This is a genomic window from Bradyrhizobium sp. SUTN9-2 (genome assembly GCF_003122645.1).
Classification (GTDB): Bacteria; Pseudomonadota; Alphaproteobacteria; order Rhizobiales; family Xanthobacteraceae; genus Bradyrhizobium; species Bradyrhizobium yuanmingense.
This window is the reverse complement of record NZ_LAXE01000001.1, coordinates 2,891,105-2,908,849: the sequence shown is the minus strand read 5'-3', so window position 1 is coordinate 2,908,849 and position 17,745 is coordinate 2,891,105. Positions and strand designations below refer to the sequence as shown.

The 17,745-nt window shown below is 64.4% G+C and carries 19 protein-coding genes and 1 pseudogene; 11 read left to right on the top strand and 9 right to left on the bottom strand.

What is annotated here, in order from left to right:
* Positions 1-328: 328 nt before the first annotated feature.
* Entirely contained in the window at positions 329-982 is a 654-nt protein-coding gene (locus tag XF30_RS40130; RefSeq protein WP_502696094.1) for a hypothetical protein, read from the bottom strand.
* A gap of 46 nt (positions 983-1,028) precedes the next feature.
* Here XF30_RS40130 and XF30_RS13245 point away from each other — a divergent pair, with 46 nt between their 5' ends.
* Positions 1,029-1,280, top strand: a complete 252-nt coding sequence (locus tag XF30_RS13245) for a DUF2798 domain-containing protein (RefSeq protein ID WP_036042074.1) — start codon at positions 1,029-1,031, stop codon at positions 1,278-1,280.
* A gap of 6 nt (positions 1,281-1,286) precedes the next feature.
* On the opposite strand, the gene XF30_RS13240 is transcribed toward XF30_RS13245, so the two are convergent.
* Positions 1,287-3,074 (bottom strand): chloride channel protein, encoded by a 1,788-nt coding sequence (locus tag XF30_RS13240; RefSeq protein ID WP_109142961.1) that lies wholly within the window; start codon positions 3,072-3,074, stop codon positions 1,287-1,289.
* A gap of 13 nt (positions 3,075-3,087) precedes the next feature.
* Positions 3,088-3,741 carry an L-fuculose-phosphate aldolase gene (locus tag XF30_RS13235; RefSeq protein WP_192893125.1) on the bottom strand — a complete coding sequence of 218 codons (654 nt, stop codon included), beginning with the start codon at positions 3,739-3,741 and terminating at the stop codon, positions 3,088-3,090.
* A 262-nt stretch (positions 3,742-4,003) separates the two neighbouring features.
* Here XF30_RS13235 and XF30_RS40125 point away from each other — a divergent pair.
* The 8 genes and pseudogenes from XF30_RS40125 to XF30_RS38475 all read left to right on the top strand — a co-directional run.
* Positions 4,004-4,204: pseudogene (locus XF30_RS40125) on the top strand (DUF3606 domain-containing protein); the annotation flags it as partial.
* Positions 4,205-4,210: 6 nt separating this feature from the next.
* Positions 4,211-5,029, top strand: coding sequence for a gamma-glutamyl-gamma-aminobutyrate hydrolase family protein (locus XF30_RS13230; RefSeq protein ID WP_244608944.1), 819 nt, complete (start codon positions 4,211-4,213; stop codon positions 5,027-5,029).
* A 3-nt stretch (positions 5,030-5,032) separates the two neighbouring features.
* Positions 5,033-6,220 carry a carboxylate-amine ligase gene (locus XF30_RS13225; RefSeq protein ID WP_109142959.1) on the top strand — a complete coding sequence of 396 codons (1,188 nt, stop codon included), beginning with the start codon at positions 5,033-5,035 and terminating at the stop codon, positions 6,218-6,220.
* A gap of 86 nt (positions 6,221-6,306) precedes the next feature.
* On the top strand, positions 6,307-6,513 hold the full coding sequence (locus XF30_RS13220; protein WP_036007833.1) for a hypothetical protein: 207 nt from the start codon (positions 6,307-6,309) through the stop codon (positions 6,511-6,513).
* Positions 6,514-6,617: 104 nt separating this feature from the next.
* Positions 6,618-7,184 (top strand): YciE/YciF ferroxidase family protein, encoded by a 567-nt coding sequence (locus tag XF30_RS13215; protein WP_036042072.1) that lies wholly within the window; start codon positions 6,618-6,620, stop codon positions 7,182-7,184.
* Positions 7,185-7,339: 155 nt separating this feature from the next.
* Complete coding sequence (locus tag XF30_RS13210) at positions 7,340-7,723, top strand: Hsp20/alpha crystallin family protein (protein WP_024342525.1); 384 nt, start codon at positions 7,340-7,342, stop codon at positions 7,721-7,723.
* Between the two features lie 8 nt (positions 7,724-7,731).
* Positions 7,732-10,110: an endopeptidase La gene (gene lon, locus XF30_RS13205; protein WP_109142958.1), complete on the top strand. Its 2,379-nt coding sequence runs from the start codon at positions 7,732-7,734 to the stop codon at positions 10,108-10,110.
* Between the two features lie 5 nt (positions 10,111-10,115).
* The gene (locus XF30_RS38475; protein WP_167361688.1) at positions 10,116-10,271 is read left to right on the top strand and encodes a hypothetical protein; all 156 of its coding nucleotides are present in this window, start codon (positions 10,116-10,118) and stop codon (positions 10,269-10,271) included.
* 70 nt (positions 10,272-10,341) lie between these two features.
* Here XF30_RS38475 and XF30_RS13200 read toward each other — a convergent pair whose 3' ends face one another.
* The 4 genes from XF30_RS13200 to XF30_RS13185 all read right to left on the bottom strand — a co-directional run bounded on the left by XF30_RS13200 (position 10,342) and on the right by XF30_RS13185 (position 15,039).
* Positions 10,342-10,644 carry an HU family DNA-binding protein gene (locus XF30_RS13200; protein WP_018320691.1) on the bottom strand — a complete coding sequence of 101 codons (303 nt, stop codon included), beginning with the start codon at positions 10,642-10,644 and terminating at the stop codon, positions 10,342-10,344.
* 345 nt (positions 10,645-10,989) lie between these two features.
* On the bottom strand, positions 10,990-12,222 hold the full coding sequence (locus tag XF30_RS13195; RefSeq protein ID WP_109142957.1) for an acetyl-CoA C-acetyltransferase: 1,233 nt from the start codon (positions 12,220-12,222) through the stop codon (positions 10,990-10,992).
* Between the two features lie 243 nt (positions 12,223-12,465).
* Positions 12,466-13,926, bottom strand: coding sequence for a GH1 family beta-glucosidase (locus tag XF30_RS13190; protein WP_109142956.1), 1,461 nt, complete (start codon positions 13,924-13,926; stop codon positions 12,466-12,468).
* 159 nt (positions 13,927-14,085) lie between these two features.
* Positions 14,086-15,039: a LysR family transcriptional regulator gene (locus tag XF30_RS13185; protein ID WP_109142955.1), complete on the bottom strand. Its 954-nt coding sequence runs from the start codon at positions 15,037-15,039 to the stop codon at positions 14,086-14,088.
* A 79-nt stretch (positions 15,040-15,118) separates the two neighbouring features.
* Here XF30_RS13185 and XF30_RS13180 point away from each other — a divergent pair, with 79 nt between their 5' ends.
* Positions 15,119-15,694, top strand: a complete 576-nt coding sequence (locus XF30_RS13180) for a YybH family protein (RefSeq protein ID WP_109142954.1) — start codon at positions 15,119-15,121, stop codon at positions 15,692-15,694.
* Between the two features lie 64 nt (positions 15,695-15,758).
* Here XF30_RS13180 and XF30_RS13175 read toward each other — a convergent pair whose 3' ends face one another.
* Both XF30_RS13175 and XF30_RS38470 read right to left on the bottom strand, forming a co-directional pair.
* On the bottom strand, positions 15,759-16,166 hold the full coding sequence (locus XF30_RS13175; RefSeq protein WP_192893124.1) for a hypothetical protein: 408 nt from the start codon (positions 16,164-16,166) through the stop codon (positions 15,759-15,761).
* Positions 16,167-16,227: 61 nt separating this feature from the next.
* Positions 16,228-16,395: a hypothetical protein gene (locus XF30_RS38470; RefSeq protein ID WP_192893123.1), complete on the bottom strand. Its 168-nt coding sequence runs from the start codon at positions 16,393-16,395 to the stop codon at positions 16,228-16,230.
* A gap of 382 nt (positions 16,396-16,777) precedes the next feature.
* On the opposite strand from XF30_RS38470, the gene XF30_RS13170 reads away from it, so the two are divergent.
* Entirely contained in the window at positions 16,778-17,731 is a 954-nt protein-coding gene (locus XF30_RS13170; protein WP_109142953.1) for a sugar-binding protein, read from the top strand.
* Positions 17,732-17,745: the final 14 nt, after the last annotated feature.

Sequence of the window (17,745 nt, the reverse complement as noted above, 5' to 3'; positions counted from 1 at the left end):
CGGAGAGCAATCCGCCCTGCCCTCAGCTCTCGTACACGACGCTGCCGCGTCCACCGCAAGCCCGGCTCGCGACAATGACGACCTCATGATCGCCCCTCGAGATTGAGCCGGGATGGGCGACACATACGTCATTTCCGAATTTCGGTAAAGCGGAATATTTCCGCGCGAGCGGGTTGACAGCGCCGCGACACACCTCGGTCCCGTAGCCTGGATGGAGCGCCAGCGTAATCCGGGACAGCGCAAGATGCCGAGCGCGCAGCCCCCGATTACGCTTTCGCTCCATCCGGGCTACGAGAGACGAGATTGAGCTCGTCGAGACCTGGAGCGCTCAGTACGGTGCGTAACGATAGCCCGGATCGTAGTAGTAGCCGGAACCGCCGTAGTAACCAGGGCCGCCGTAGTAACGCGGGCCATAGCCATAATAATAGCGGTTTTCATAATATTCGCGGCGGCGGCTCTCGGCGATCGCGCCTCCGATCAGACCTGCGGCCATGCCCATGAAGGCGAGACCCGCGGCATTCGGCCCGCGTCGATAGTAACGCCGCCGGTGCGAGCTGAAATCGGTGACGTCGGAGGCAGCCTGGCCGGCAACGACCGCCTTGACAGCCGACTTGGCGTCCGGGCTCCCGGCCGACGCCGCTGCAGACGGGGATGCGGAAGCCGCAATCAGGGCGAGGCCAGCGAGCGCGACCACGATCGTGTTGCGGCCGGCTGCGGAAATCACGGGTCCAATACTCATGTTTGAATTTCCTCTGTTCTCGCCCAAAGAAACATAAGCAAACGATCTATAATCCGCAAACCACTGAAATGGTTTCATGATCGCGGCGATCTGCCACGCTTTGAACGATTGTAAATCCCGAACGATCAGACCCAGCTTGAACCAGCCAACCTGAGCGGTTAATGAACGGCCGCGCCGTTTTCGGTCGCCGTAAGCGTTTACGTGAACCAACGCATCAACCGACGCCGTCGGGATCGATGCCATTTTCCAGGTTCACCGAGATCGACGCGCCCTTTCCTAGAGAAACCAGATGATTGTGGTTCGCAAACTGCCGGCGCGCTATGCGCCGATCGTGACGCCATTCGTGCTGTCCATCCTCATGACGGCGGTGGTATCGGTCATTTCGACGCTGCGGAGCCTGGGGGCAACGCCGGCGTTCCTGGCGGCCTGGCCGGGCGCCTGGGGACTGTCCTGGCTCGTCGCCTTCCCGACCCTGCTCCTGGTGCTGCCGCTGGTCCGCCGGATCGTGGCCTGGCTCGTCGCAGCACCACCCGGCCGGTAACCGCGCCTACGACAGCGCCCCCAGCACGCCTCTCGTCGCCTTGTCGATTTCCTCGACATAGCGGCGGCGGGCGAAGCTCTCGGTGAGGAAGCCGACCACCTTGCGGCTGTCGGTGGAATCGACCACCGCCAGCATCTCCGCCTCGGCTTCGTCGAACACCGCCATCGCCGACTTCACGTTCATTTCCGGGATCAGCACGATGTCGATCAGGCGGGCGAGCTCGACCACCTGGATGTCGTCGGCGATGGTGTCGAGGTCGCTGGAGAACAAATCGGGCAGCAGGACGAGGCCGATATATTCGTCAGCATTGTTGACGATGACGATTCCCGGCCGCGAGCCGAGCGCGAACTCGCGGCGCGCGGCGGCGATCGTCGTGGTCGAGGGCACCTTGCCGACGTCCGAGCGCATCAGGCGCTCGACCGTGAGATTGCGCAGCCAGCCGACGTCGTTGGCGCTGCGGATGGTCTCGCCGCGCAGATGCAGGCGCCAGGTCGAGAAGGAATGGCCGAACATGAAGCGCACGCAGATCGAGGTCACGATGCAGCCGGCCAGCACCACGGCGGTGACGTCGACGTTACGTGTCATCTCGAGCACGAGGAACGACATCGTGAGCGGGCCACCGACGATGGCGACGCCGAGCGTCGCCATGCCGGTCAACATCGCCACCAGCGGATCGATCGCGAAGTTCGGGCTGATGAGCAGCAGCACCGCGGCAAAGAACTTTCCGATCAGGCTGCCGACGAACAGCGAGGCGAAGAACAGGCCGCCGCGAAAGCCGGAGGCGAGCGAGATCAGGCAGGCCGTCACCTTCAAGGCGATGATCAGCGCGATCAGGCCGATCGTCATGTCGTGGAAGAGATCGAGCACCATGGCGCCATGGCCGGCCGCGAGAACCTGCGGCGTGATGATGGCGAACCCGCCGACGATGAGCCCGCCGATCACAGGACGCAGCCAGACCGGCATCCAGGCGAACAGCCGCTCGAACATCGGCGAGGAGCGCATCACGGCGATGCCGACGCCGCTGGTGATGAGGGCGAGCCCGATCAGTGCCAGATATTGCTCGACGCCGACGGCGCTGACCTTGGGTATCTCCAGCGAGTATGGCGCGCCGCCCAGCCATTGCGCGGTCAAGGCGCCCGCGAGGGAGGCGGCGAGGATCGGCGCGGCACTGCCTACGGCATAGACGCCGACGATCAGCTCGCAGGCATAGAAGGCGCCGGTGATTGGCGCGCCGAACGCCGCCGCGATCGCCGCCGCGGCCCCGCAGCCGACCATCAGGCGCAGATCGTTGCGGCGGAGATTGAAGAATTTGCCGATCAACGAGGCGATGCCCGAACCGATCTGGGTGTAGCCCGCCTCGAGGCCGACGGAGGCGCCGCAGCCGTTCGAGATCAGGGTCTGGCCTGCGACCACCCCGCTGTCGCGCATCGACAGATTGCCGCCCCGCAGCGCGTTTGCCTCGATCGGATCGACCGCGTTCGATATCTTCATGCGCCGCCGCGACCATTCCATGATTCCGAGCACCAGCCCGCCGAGCGCAGGCGCGATCAGTGCCGCCCATGGGCTGACGCTCGCGTGGGCCGACAGGTGGACGTCAATGGGAATGCCGTAGATCACGACATGCGCGATCTGCGCGATGTGGGCCATCAGCGTCACGACCGCGCCCGCGAGCGTGCCGATCACGAGCGCCAGCGGGATCAGGTAGAACTCGTTGCTGCGCAGCAGGGCGCGCAGCCGAACCATGGTGCGGTTCGTCTTCTTGCGATCGACGAGATGTTTGATCCGCACTAACACCGTCTGGCCCGCCCTACCGTTCCGACAGGCCGTAGCCGGCCATGCGCTGACGGACCCGCTCGATCTCCTCGCTCGGGAGCAGCGGCGGTTGTCCGATCTGCAGACAGCCGTGATATTGCCGCGCCAGCGTCTCGACCTCGACCGCCAGCCACATCGCCTTGTCCAGGGTCTTGCCGATCGCGATCATGCCGTGATGATCGAGCAGGCAGGCGAGCCGGCCCTCCAGCGCCCGCACGGCGTGCTCGGACAGCTCCGCCGTTCCGAACGTCGCGTAGGGCGCGCAGCGGATGCTGTCGCCGCCCGCCGCCGCGATCATGTAATGCACGGGCGGGATCTCCATGCCCATGATCGCCAGGATGGTGCAATAGGTCGGATGGGCGTGCACGACGGCGTTGACGTCGGGCCGCGACTTCAGGATGTCGCGATGAAAGCGCCATTCGCTCGACGGCTTCTGGTCGGGCGCGTGCGAGCCGTCCATGGCCATGAAGACGATCTGGTCCGGACGCATGGCCTCATAGGGCACGCTGGTCGGCGTGACCAGGAGGCCGTCCACATGCCGGACGCTGATATTGCCCGATGTGCCCTGGTTGATGCCGAGCGCGTTCATGCGCCGGCAGGCGTCGATAATGGCCTGTCTCTTGCCGAGCTCGTCCGCTGTCATCGACATGTCGATTTCCTGTCGAGGGCTTATTGGACCGAGTTACGTCAAAGCAACATGACAGTGCAAGCGAAAGCGTCCCGGATCCCGTGACACTCCGGCCGAACGGGATAGCGACAGGTTAACAGATTGTCGCAGCTACAGGGGCAGGCCGATCCGGACCGACCCCGTTGATGACGAACTGCACGGAATAGGCGGCGAGCAGCATGCCGAGGACGCGCGAGAGCCATAACAAAAGTTAAGGCTGGTGCGGAGGCAATGAGATCGAACGGTGCAATCGCAAAGCAACCATTCCCGACGATTGCCGTTTCACTGTGCATCGATACACGAACAGAAGCAGCCGAAGCAATTGCACGAGCCCCGTTCCAGAATTGATCCGCACGATCCCGTTGCCTGCAGCCGTTGGGCACTTCGATTAGGGACAAACGTCAGAGAGCTCAAGGCGGCGATTCATCAATTCGGCAGCGCAGCGGATGCCGTGGCGTACGGCCTTCAGCAGTGGCGGCGTAGCGCCTCGCGCGGGCAGTGGCAGGGGCGCAGCGGCGCACCGCAGATCGGCATTCTCTCCGATTCCATGGTCGCGCGCGGCGAACAGCTCGCCGCCGTTTCGATGGTCTGCGTCAATGCGATCGGCCTCGTCGCCGGCGCCGTGCCGCGGATTCTGCCCGCGGCGCCGGAGGCTGACATCGATGCCTATCTGGACAGGCTCGACGGCCTCTTCGTCGGCGGCGGACAGACCAACGTCCATCCGTCCCGCTATGGACAAACGGTCGACGAGAAGCGTGACGGCCCGTTCGACGAATTCCGCGACGAGGTCGCGCTGCGCCTGATCCCGCGGGCGCTGGCGCGGGGCATCCCCGCTCTGTTCATCTGTCGCGGCTTCCAGGAGCTGAACGTCGCTTTCGGCGGCACGCTGGCGAAAGAGCCAGACGATTTGCCCGAGGAGCAACGCCATGGCACGCCCGACGCGGACAACGAGGATGCCCGCTATCGGCTGCGGCAGAAGGTGGCCTTGCGCAAGGGCGGCGTCCTGCAGCAGATCTGCGGCGCGGATTCGATTCTAGTGAATTCGCTGCACAGCTTCCTGATCGCCGATCTCGCACCGGGTCTCGTCGCGGAGGCCGTCGCTGACGACGGCTCGATCGAGGCCGTCAGCGTCGAGGGCGCCAGCGATTTTGCGCTCGGCACGCTTTTCCATCCCGATTATTGGGCGAGCTCCGACCACGCCTCGGCGCGCATTCTGGCGGCTTTTGGAGACGCGGTTCGCCGCCACGCCAAGGCACAAGGGGCGGCGTAGGCGATGCACCGCTACCGCTTCGGCATCGAGGAGGAATATTTTCTGGTCAACCGCCAGTCCGCGGCGCCGCGATCCGAGCTGCCCAAGCCCTACATGGCCGCGGCGCAAAAGCGGCTCGGCGAGCGGCTGACCACCGAGATCCTGCAATCGCAGATCGAGGTGGCGACGCCGCCGCTGACGTCTTCGACCGATGCGCTGGCCGAGCTCGCGCATTATCGCGCGGTGCTCACCGAGGTCGGCAAGGACCACGGCGTCGGCATCATCGCGGCCGGCACACACCCGCTGGCGCAGCCGCAGCAGCAGCGCATGACGCGCAAGCGTCGCTACAGCAAGGTCATCAGCGATCTCGGGATGGTCGGCCTCGGCAACCCGATCAGCGGACTGCACGTCCATGTCGAGGTCCCCGAGCCCGATTTGCGCGTCGAGATCATGCACCGCCTGGTGCCGTTCCTGCCGCTGCTGCTGGCGCTCTCGACCTCCTCACCGTTCTGGTGCGGCTACCCGACAGGATTGCTGGGCTACCGCAATGCCGCCAACGATGCCCTGCCCCGGACCGGCTTTCCCGAGATGTTTCGGAACCTTTCCGAATACGAGACCTACGTGAAGACCTTGGTCGATGCCGGCATCGTCCCCAACGCCACCTATGTCTGGTGGGCGTTGCGGCCCTCGCTGCAGCATCCGACGCTCGAGCTGCGCATCACCGATTGCTGCACGGCGATCGCGGATTCGGTGGCGATCGCGGCGCTGTTCCGCGCGCTGATCCGCCACGCCGTCCACCATCCCGAGCTGAACGCCACCTATTCGGCCGTGCACCGCGCGCTGGTGGAGGAGAATCGCTGGCGCGCCCAGCGCTACGGAACCGACGGCACCTATATCGACCTGGTCTCGTTCGAGCCGGTCTCGTTCAGAAGCTGGCTCGATTCGGTGATCGCCATGGTGGCACCCCACGTCGACCATCTCGGCATCGAAAACGACATCCAGCATCTGAAGTCGATCCCCAAGCGCGGCACGTCGGCCCACCTTCAGCTCGAATATTTTCGCGGCTTGCGCAAGTTCGGCCACTCGCCGCGGGAAGCAATCAGCGACGTGACGAAATGGCTGCGGACCTCGACCGAAGCCGGAGACTTCACCGCCCGGGGCGGCGAGCCGAAAGCGCAAGCGGTGCGGCAACCGCTGACCGACCTGGTCTGACGTCGCCGGCTGCGGTCCCATGGAACGAGGTTTCGACCGCCGACTTAGCTCAGCGTGATAGCAATGGACAATCGTGGAGACCAATCATGAGCGACAGCGGCATTAGCATGCTCCTGGGCCACGCCTCGGCCCAGATGCTTTGGCTCTGGTTCATCGGCGCGTTCGTGCTCGGCGGGGCGCTCGTTTACGGCGTGATGAAGGCGGGCAACTTGCGCCGCAGCGAGCGGGCGCAGCTCGATCGCAACACCGAGGCACGGCAGCGCCAGGAAGATCCCTACAAGCGCCCGACCTGAGCCTTCGCCGGTTGCAGTTTGGAACTTTCATTCATGGCGCGGCTTTGATCGCCTGAGGATTGAGGAGGGCGAGGCCTTCCCGTGTTACCTCATGAGGAGGACGTATGGCTAAACGAGCGAAGAAACGCACGACCAAGAAGACCGCGGCGCGCCGGCCGCGTCAGGCGCCGAAGATGCTCAGCGACCTGTTTCTGGAGACGCTGAAGGACATCTATTTCGCCGAGAACAAGATCATCAAGACCCTGCCCAAGATGGCCAAGGCCGCGAATTCCAAGGAGCTTACGGCCGCCTTCAACAAGCATTTGCGTGAGACCCAGGGCCAGGTCAAACGGCTCGACCAGATCTTCAAGATGCTGGGCAAGCCGGCACGCGGCAAGCCCTGCGAGGCCATCAACGGCATTGCCGACGAGGGCGCCGAGATCATGAAGGAGTTCAAGGGCGCGCCGGCGCTCGATGCCGGACTGCTCGCGGCAGCGCAGGCGGTCGAGCACTACGAGATCTCCCGCTACGGCACGCTGCGCACCTGGGCCGAAGAGCTCGGCATGCAGGACGCCGCAAGGCTGCTCCAGGAGACGCTGGACGAGGAAGAGGCGACCGATCAGACGCTGACCGAGCTCGCCACCTCCGTGATCAACCTCGAAGCGGAACAAGAGTACCGCGCGGCGGCCTGAGCCCGCGCCCTGCCAATGAACGGAACGTCGCGGCCGCATGCCGCGGCGTTCGCTTGTCTTGATCGCACGGCGGCGCATGGCACGTGCGCGCCACCGTACTGGATTTCCTTGGAACCGGCCCCATATGCAGGCTTTCCCACCCCAGAGCCCGCATCATGCAACCCAAAAATCCCCTCGACTGGATGCTGTCCGAAGCCCTGGACTCGCTGACCCGCGCCGATCGGCTGCGCCAGCAGTTCGGCCGCCAGGAAGCCTGCTGGGAGCCGCCGATCGACGTGCTCGAGACCGAGCGTGAGCTCCTGATCCTGGTCGCGCTTCCCGGCGTCAATCCGGACAATGTCGAGACCGTCATCCATGACGGCGTGCTCGTCATCTCGGGTCAGCGCACCCTCCCGCCGGAGCTTCGCAACGCCCGCATCCATCGGCTCGAGCTGCCGCAAGGGCGTTTTGAGCGCCGCATTGCATTGCCCCTCGGCCGTTACGCCATCAGCCGCTTCGTGATGGACGGCTGCGTCGCACTGCGCCTCGCGAAATCCTGAGGTCGATCATGGCCACCGAACAGATGAACAACGAACAAAGCAATAACGACGTGAAGATCCCCGACGACGCGCTGATCATCGTCCCCGTGCGCGAGATGGTGCTGTTTCCCGGCGCGATCGCGCCGATCACGATCGGCCGGGCGAAGTCCATTGCCGCCGCGCAGCAGGCGCTGCGCGAGCAGCGGCCGATTGGCATCGTCCTGCAGCGCAGCCCCGAGACCAATGACCCCGGGCCGGACGACCTCTACAGGGTCGCAACCATCGCCAACATCGTGCGCTACATCACCGCGCCCGACGGCACCCATCACATCGTCTGCCAGGGCGTGCAGCGCGCGCGCATCCTCGACTTCCTGCCGGGGACGCCGTTCCCGGCCGCGCGCTTCCAGCAGATCCCCGAGCCGACCACGACCTCGCCCGAGATCGAGGCCCGCGCGCTGAACCTGCAGCGCCAGGCCATCGAGGCGATCGAGCTGCTGCCGCAGGCGCCGCCCGAGCTCGCCGCGATGTTCCAGGGCACCAGCGCGCCCGGCGCGCTGGCGGATCTGGTAACCTCGTTCATGGACATCAAGCCGCAGGACAAGCAGGAGGTGCTGGAGACCATCGACCTCGCTCTTCGCGTGGAGAAGGTGTCGAAGCACCTGGCCGAGCGGCTGGAGGTGCTGCGCATCAGCAACGAAATCGGCCAGCAGACCAAGGCCTCCTTCGACGAGCGGCAGCGCGAGGCGATCCTGCGCGAGCAGATGGCGACGATCCAGCGCCAGCTGGGCGAAGGCGACGGCAAGCAGGCCGAGGTCACCGAGCTGACGGCTGCGATCGCCAAGGCCAACATGCCGCCGGAGGCGGAAGCGCATGCCAAGAAGGAGCTGCGCCGCTACGAGCGCATGCCGGAGGCCGCCGGCGAGGCCGGCATGGTCCGCACCTATCTGGACTGGCTGATCGAGCTGCCCTGGGCGCTGCCCGCGGAGAAGCCGATCGACATCAAGGAGGCGCGAGCCATCCTGGATGCCGACCATTTCGGCCTGGAGAAGATCAAGAGCCGGATCATCGAATATCTGGCGGTGCGCAAGCTCGCCCCGCAGGGCAAGGCGCCGATCCTGTGCTTCGTCGGCCCGCCCGGCGTCGGCAAGACCTCGCTCGGCCAATCCATCGCGCGCGCGATGGATCGCCCTTTCGTGCGCGTCAGCCTCGGCGGCGTGCATGACGAGGCCGAGATCCGCGGTCACCGCCGCACCTATATCGGCGCGTTGCCCGGCAACATCATCCAGGGCATCAAGAAGGCGGGCGCGCGGAATTGCGTCATGATGCTGGACGAGATCGACAAGATGGGCCGTGGCGTGCAGGGCGATCCGTCCGCCGCGATGCTGGAGGTGCTCGACCCCGAGCAGAACGGGACGTTCCGGGACAATTACCTCGGCGTGCCCTTCGACCTGTCGCGCGTCGTGTTCATCGCGACCGCCAACATGCTCGACCAGATCCCGGGTCCGCTGCTGGACCGCATGGAGCTGATCAGCCTCGCCGGCTACACCGAGGACGAGAAGCTGGAGATCGCGCGGCGCTATCTGGTGCGGCGGCAGCTGGAGGCCAACGGCCTCTCGGCCGAGCAGGCCGAGATCGAGCCGGAAGCCTTGAAGCTGATCGTCAAGGGCTACACCCGCGAGGCTGGCGTGCGTAACCTCGAGCGCGAGATCGGCAAGGTGCTCCGCCATGCCGCGGTGCAGGTCGCCGAAGGCACGGCCGCGAAGGTCGTGGTGACGGCAAAGGACATCACCACCGTGCTCGGCCAGCCGCGCTTCGAGGGCGAGATCGCACTGCGCACCAGCGTTCCGGGCGTTGCCACCGGCCTGGCCTGGACGCCGGTCGGCGGTGACATCCTGTTCATCGAAGCCACGCGCGTGCCCGGCAAGGGCGGGCTGATTTTGACGGGCCAGCTCGGCGACGTCATGCGCGAGAGCGTGCAGGCTGCGCTGACGCTGGTGAAGAGCCGGGCCTCTCAGCTCGGCATCGATCCGCAAGCGTTCGAGAAGAGCGACATCCACGTTCACGTCCCCGCGGGCGCAACCCCGAAGGACGGGCCGAGCGCGGGCGTTGCGATGTTCACGGCGCTGACCTCCCTGCTCACCAACCGCACGGTGAGGAGTGACACCGCGATGACCGGCGAGATCTCGCTGCGCGGCCTGGTGCTGCCGGTCGGCGGCATCAAGGAGAAGGTGGTGGCTGCGGCTGCTGCCGGCCTGAAGCGGGTGATGCTGCCGGCGCGCAACAAGCGGGACTATGACGACATCCCGAAGAGCGCGCGGGACACCCTCGAGTTCATCTGGCTGGAGCGCGTCGACGAAGCCATCGCCGCGGCGCTCGAGCCGGCTGAAGCCAAGGAAGCGGCGGAGTGAATGCGATGAAGAAACTGCTGGAAAGAGCGAAGCGGTCGCGGAAGACGCAGCGGCTGCGCCAATTGCTCGATCGCGCAATCGACCGGATTCGCGATGGGCTCGTAGGACCCGAGCCGCGGCTTCAGCCTGCTACGGTCCGAGTGAAGCGCCGCAAGGGTTGAGCCCTCCGTCTCGAACCCTCGCGGCTACCCCAGACAAAAGGCCCCCTCGTTCGAGGGGGCCTTTGCGTTGTTAGCCCACGGCGTCCTTGGCGGCCTTGACCGGGCGGGCGCGGACGATCTTCCGGGCCGGCTTGGCCTTGAACATCATCTCTTCACCCGTGAACGGGTTGGTGCCCTTGCGCGCCTTGGTCGCGGGCTTCTTGATGACCACGAACTTGGCGAAGCCCGGCACCAGGAACAGGCCGTTCTTCTTGAGCTCCTTGTGGCCGACATCGGTCAGCGTCTCCATGACGTTCTTGACGTCACGCTTGGAAAGCTCGGTGGCGGTCGCAATCTTTTCGATCAATTGCGATTTGGACATCTGGGTTGGCATCGTGTCTCCTCTGATTCGTTGCCGGTTGCATATTAGACCAACCGTTGAAGGCCTATAGCCTTCTGCACAGTTTTGTCGCGAAATTACGGGCTTTTCTGGCCTGCTGTGACAAAAAACCCTGCTTTTTAGCTACTTCCGGAGCGGATGAAGCCTCGGGCAGCGGTTTTTGCCTTGTTTCAAAGGCCCGCACGCAACCTTGCTAGAACTGATTCGCCGCTTTCGACAAGCGACGACCGGCCTCTTTATGAGAGGCCGGTCGTGTTTCACCCTGAAAAATAAGGGTCGGATCGCTGGTCGCCGGTCTTCTTCCCCGTAAAAATGGGGAGAAAGTCAGTGGGCGATTGGCTAGACGCGCTCGATGATGATGGCCGGCGCCATGCCGCCGGCGGCGCACATGGTGACAAGACCGCGCTTGAGGTCGCGCCGTTCGAGCTCGTCGAGCACGGTGCCGATCAGGATCGAGCCGGTGGCGCCGATGGGGTGGCCGAGCGCGATCGAGCCGCCGTTGACGTTGACCTTGGCCCGATCGAGCTTGAGGTCGCGGATATATTTTTCCGCCACCACGGCGAAGGCCTCGTTGATCTCGAACAGGTCGATATCGTCGATGGTGAGCCCCGCCTTGGCCAGCACCTTGCGCGTTGCCGGCACCGGTGCGTTCAGCATGAGGGTCGGCGAGTCCCCCATGTTGGCCATCGCGACCACGCGGGCCCGGGCTTTAAGGCCATGCGCCTTGGCATAAGCGGGCGAGGCCAAAAGGATCGCAGCAGCGCCGTCGACGACGCCGGAGGAGTTGCCGGCGTGATGCACGAAGTCGATCTTCAGATCGGGGTACTTTTGCAGGATCAGGCCGCGATAGGTCGTGCCCTTGTCGTCGAGCGCGTAGTCCGCGACGGCGGGGAATGCCGGCTTCAGGCTGCTGAGGCCTTCCATCGTGGTCTGCGGCCGTGGGTATTCTTCATGATCCAGCGCCAGACTGCCGTCCTCGCGGTGGACCGGCACGAGGCTGTTCTTGAAGTGGCCGTTCGCGATCGCATGCGCGGCGCGCTTCTGGCTCTCGAGCCCGAGCGCGTCGACGTCGCTTCGGGTGATGCCTTCCAGCGTCGCGATCGCATCGGCGCAGACGCCCTGATGCGACTGCGGATGCCGTGCCCGCAGACGCAGATTGCCGCCGTCCATCATCATCGGACCGCCGCCGCGGCGTCCCTCCATCGACATCATCTCGCAGCCGCCGGCGATGACGAGGTCTTCCGCACCCGCCATGATCGAGCTTGCCGCCATGTTGACGCTGGTGATGCCGCTGCCGCAAAAGCGGTCGAGCGTCACCGCGCTGGCGCGCACGTCGTAGCCGGCATCGAGCGCCGACATGCGGCCGAGATCGCCGCTTTGCGTTGCCACCTGCGCGCTGCAGCCCCAGACGATGTCGTCGACATCGGCGGTATCGATGCCGGTGCGGTCGGCGAGTGCGCGCAGCACGGTCGCCCCGAGCTGCTGCGGATGAATGCCCGACAGGGCTCCCTTGCCGGCCTTGCCGATGCCCCGCGGCGTGCGGCAGGCATCAATGATCAGCGCGTCAGGCATTGGCGTCGTCCTCTTGTTTATGGGTGTTGAGAACGGTTTTGAATAAGGGGGAGAAGAGAGTCAATGTGCGGCGCTCGCCCTTCGCCTCTCCCCGCGTGCGGGGAGAGGCGGGATTTTACGCGCAGCGGAAAATCCGGGTGAGGGGGAGCCTCAGCAAGAACGGTGACAGGGTGACAGATGGACTCGCGGAGAGAGCCCCTCACCCCTGCCCTCTCCCCGTAAGAACGGGGAGAGGGAGAAGAGCTACGCCCCCGCCGCGTTCTTCGCGATCACGTTGCGGTAGAAGCTGGCGCTGAGTTTTGCCGTGCGGACCTGGGTGTCGAAATTGACGTGGTACAGCCCGAAACGCTTGTTAAGGCCGTACACCCACTCGAAATTGTCCATCAGGCTCCAGAGGAAATAGCCGCGCACCGGCACGCCTTCGTCGGTGGCGCGCTGGAGCTGGGCGAGATAGTTGCGCAGATACATGATGCGATCGGTGTCGTAGATCTTGCCGTCGGGCGACACCACATCGTCGCCGGAGGTGCCGTTCTCGCTGATATAGATCGCATCCGTCTTCCAGATCTTCGCCGCCAGCTTCGGCACCCAGTAGATCGTCTCGGGCCCGACGCGCAGCCAGTCCGAATTCATGTGCGGGAACGATTTCGGGATCGGCAGCGGCTTGAAGCCCGCGCCCTGGTCGGAGGCCACCACGTAGTTCTGCGGCGCATAGATGTTGAGACCGAGAAAATCGACCGGCGAAGAGATGATCTTGAGCTCCGCATCGGTGTATTTCGGCGCGTTGGACCCGGCGTATTTCAGGAAGGCGTCGGTATAGCGGCCCGTCATGATGACGTTGAGGTAGCCGGCATTCATCTCGCGCAGCGCGGTCTCCGCGGCCCGCACGTTTTCCGGCGTGTCGAAGGCAGGCGCGCAGGCATCGATGTTCTCCGCCGGCCCCACCCTGGTGCCGCGGCGGCCATGGGCTCGCACCGCCTGCACCGCGAGCCCGTGCGCCAGCGCACTGTTGTGCCTGATCTGATTGACATCGGCTTGCGGCAGCTTCAAGCCCGGCGCGTCGATGCCGACGCCGTAACCGAAATAGACGAAGCGCCCGCTCTCGTTCAACGTGAACACGTTCCTGACGCGGTCGGTGAGGTGCGCGGCGATATAGGCCGCGTAGTCGCCGAAGATCTTGCAGGTCTGGGTCGAACGCCAACCGCCGAACCGGTCCTGGAGCGATTGGGGCAGGTCCCAATGATAGAGGGTCAGCCACGGCTCGATGCCGTTCTTCAGCAGCTCGTCGACGAGACGGTTGTAGAAGTCGAGCCCCTTCGGATTGGGCTTGCCGTCGCCGTCCGGGAACAGCCGCGGCCAGGCCACCGAGAAGCGATAGGCCTTGCAGCCGAGCTCCTTGATGAGGGCGATGTCCTCCTTGTAGCGGTGATAGTGCTCGTTGGCGCGGTCGCCGTTCGTGCCGTCCTCGATCTTGCCGGGGATGCGGACGAACTTGTCCCAGATCGAGGCCCCTCGCCCGTCCTCCTCGACCGCACCCTCGACCTGATAGGACGAGGTCGCCGTGCCCCAGAGAAAGCCCGCCGGAAAACCGGCTGCATTGCGCGGCGGCCGCGCCGGCTTGGCTTCGGCGACAAGGGGACTCGCAATCCCAGCTGCGGACAATCCCACCAGCTTGGCAAACCGGCGGCGCGAGACCCCCTCCGTCATTGATGCTGCTCCACTTCTTTTCGTTTCGGGCCGGCACAATGAACAGTTCCGGGCGATTTGAGAAGCGGGTGCAGGAGGTCCCAGATCCGCCACCGCAGGCGCGGCAGCACAATGCCGTTCCCTTGCCGAGATGAACGCCTATTGAGTTCAAACCGGATTCTAGCGTCGGCCTGCTCCGATTGAACCGACCACAATCTGCATCAGCCACGCGATGCCCGCGTCTTTCATAGCCGCTTTGGTCGCGATGGCCCGGATCGTATCCGGTTTGCGCGCGAAAGGCAGCTCGACCAACACGAGGCCGAAACGGCTGGCGTGCTGCTCCACCAGTCGGCGCGGCAATGCGGCGATCAAATCAGACCCGGAAAGCTGGGCAAGCGCCATCATGAAATTCGGAACAGTCAAAGCGATGCGGCGTTCGAGGCCGCGCTTTGCCAACATCTCATCAACGAAACCGCGCGGTTCCCCACTGAGAGAGACCAGCAGGTGCTGTGATCGCGCGAACGCAGCATGGGTTGGCGCTTTTGCGAAGGGATGTCCCTTGCGCATGGCCAGCACGAACTCCTCCTCGTAAAGCCTGCGCGCCTCGAAACGCGGTGGCACAGCGGGCAGCGGCAACATTGCGACGTCCAGCTCGCGTCTTTCCAGCATGTCGAGGCATTGCTGCCAAGGCTCTCCGATCGCGCCGTCGCGCGGCGCGGGCATCAGGTGGATCAACCCGATGTCAATGTGCGGCGCAGCAGCTGCGATCGATCGCAACAGCGGACCGGTAGCCGAGACCAGCACCGCATCGGGTGCGCCAATGGTGAACCTGCGGCTGCTCTTTTCGGGGTCGAACGGCGTAGCCGAGCCGAACAGCTGTTCGACGCGCGCGATGATCTCAGCCACCGGCTCCCCTAGCTCCAAGGCCCGTGCCGTTGGAACGACGCCCTTCGGTGTCCGCAGAAACAGCGGATCGTTCAGCAGAAGCCGGAGCCGGCCGAGCGCATGGCTGACCGCCGACGGTGTCAGGCTCAGCCGAGCGGCTGCGCGCGCCACATGGCGCTCTTCCAAAACCACGCGGAAGAGCACGAGGAGATTGAGGTCGATCCTGGATAAATCAATTTGGTTCAGCATGTTGCTGAAATCATATCGCTGGATTCATTGGGATCAAGGCTTCATGCATGGGCCTCGTCGTTCGATCAGGAGCTGAGAAATGACCAACAAACCGTCCGGGCTGAACAGGTGGCCATGCGAGCAGGAAAAGATATCGCGGCGCTCGATGATGGCCGCTACCGCAGCAATTCCCCTGTCCGGTCAGCTTTCGGCCGATGCGGCCGCTGGAAGCGACGCGATAGCAGGCCTCGTCGAACGCGCCCGCGAGAAGAATGCCGCCTTCATGCGTGGCGATGTGGACCGCTGGTCCCAGCTTGTCCGCATCGCGCCCGATTTCACGCTGATGCAGCCCTTTGGCGGGCCTACGAGTCGGGGATTCGACGCTAGTCCCCAGCGTCTGGCTGCCCTCTCCCGATACTTCAGGGGAGGCCAAACCGAACTTGAGGTTTTGCAAACCTATGCATCCGACGCGCTCGTCGCTCTCGTCATGGTCGAGCGCCAGCGCGCCGAGGTGGGCGGGTTGCCGGCTCAAGACTGGTCGCTGCGCGTGACCGAAGTCTACCGCAAGGACGGCACGGATTGGCAACTCGTGCACCGTCATGCGGATCCGCTGGTCCGAAGCATCACCTTGCAACAGGCGGCGACACTCGCCCGGGGATGGCCGGAGGAAAAATGACGAAGCGCTGCAGAACTGGAGTCGGAGCTGGCCCGGCCGCCAGACGAGCGATTCGTCGCGATGTTCAGCGCGAGCGCTTCGGCAATTTCGGCAGGTTGTCGGGATTGAATGCCGGCATCTGCCCTGGTGGTTCAGGTGGGGGCGGCTGTTGTTCCCTGAGGATGAGCGTTCCGTGGAGGATCATGCCCGGCGCCTGAGGTGCTGTCGCGGTGTAGGTCGCGATCTTGCCAGGGCAGCTTCCCTCGATCGTCAACGTCAGCTCTTGATCGTTGCCGAACACGGTGGCGCGTCCGTCGGTGTGACGCTTCGTCAATACGGTTGCGGTGAAGCGATCTCCATCGATCTGGCAGGTGCCGTGATAGGTCATCAGGCTGTCACGGCCCCAGATCTGGCCGTCTGCGACATGGACGATCCCGGTACCCTGGTCGATGGGCGTCTTGTACCAAGCGGCGTAGGTGCCGTCCTTCAGCATGGGAGCAGCCTCCCCTGGTATTCCCACGCCGACAATTGGCATCATTAGCGCCAACAAACGGTTAATGACCGGGCCCGTGCCAATCCGGCCTTTCCTTGCGCAGCTCGGCCTCGAGCTCCTCGATGATGCTGTGAAGCAGACACGCTGCAAGCGGATCGGTCACCTCGCGCTCCAGATGCCGGTACCGCGCAATCTGGAATTCCTGCTCTCTCAACTGCTGCTCAGTCATCACAGGCCCTCCGGCGAACCGACGCGGAGACGGCCGGAGAGTTTCGTTACAATTTTCAGATCATTTGCGATGGTTTCCAATCGGTTAAAGGCGCAAGCGGGCTGCGGATTGCCCGAAAAGGCTGCCGCGGGACCGGCGACACCAGCCTGAGCGCGGCGGTTGACGTCCAGACCGTTGCTTCCAATTGCGTGCGCGGCGGGCTTCTGCTAGCTTGAGGTACGTGCCTCATTTCACCTCGCCGGCCGGGTCGGTGACCCGCCTCTGCCGCAACGATGCGGGTAGCGGCTGATTGCCGTGCCGCTGGGGGTGAGGCATGCGCCCAATCTGGGTTCAAGCAGAGTTGGCCATCAAAAAGGGCCGACCGCCTTAGGGGAGGAATGATATGCAGCGTCTCTTGCTTGCAGGTGTGTCTGTTGCCTTCGCGATCGCAGCGGGTGTCGGCCCGACGGATGCGGCGGACAAGAAGGTTCTGGCCTTCGTCGTCAACGGGGCGTCCGACTTCTGGAAGATCGCCGAGGCCGGGATGAAGAAGGCGCAGGGCGAGCTGCCCAACTACGAGCTCCAGTTCAAATATCCGGAACAGGCTGCAGCCGCCGTGCAGCAGCGCGTGATGGACGACCTCGTCGCCGCCGGTGCCGCCGGCATCATGGTCAGCGCAGTCGATCCGAAGAACCAGACCGAGCATCTCAACAAGGTTGCGTCCCAGACGGTGCTGTTCACCACCGACAGCGACGCGCCGAAATCCAAGCGCGTGGCCTATATCGGCTCCTCCAACACCGACCTCGGCAAGGAGGCAGGAAAGCTGATGGTCAAGGCGCTGCCGAACGGCGGCAAATGCGTCGGCTTCGTCGGCCTACCCGGCGCCGACAACGCACGCGAGCGCATCGAAGGCGTGAAGGAGACGCTCAAAGGCTCGAAGGTCGAGCTCGTCGACGTTCGCGGCGACGAGATCGACCAGACCCGCGCCAAGCGCAACGTCGAGGACATCCTCGCCGCCATGCCCGATGTGAGCTGCCTCGTCGGCTTCTACTCCTACAACACACCGCGGATCTACGAGGTGCTCAAGGAGGCCGGCAAGCTCGGCAAGATCAAGATCATCGGCTTCGACGAGGATCCGATTACGCTCGGTGGCGTCAAGGAAGGCAGCATCGTCGGCACGGTGGTGCAGCAGCCGTTCGAATGGGGCTATCAGGGCATGAAGCTGATGGCGAACTACATCGGCGGCAACAAGTCCGGCATTCCGGCTAACGGTATCATCATCGTGCCCGGCAAGGTCATCGAAAAGGCGAATGTCGACGAGTTCATGGCCTCGATGAAGCAGATGCTGAAGAAATAGGAGAGATCCGCGCT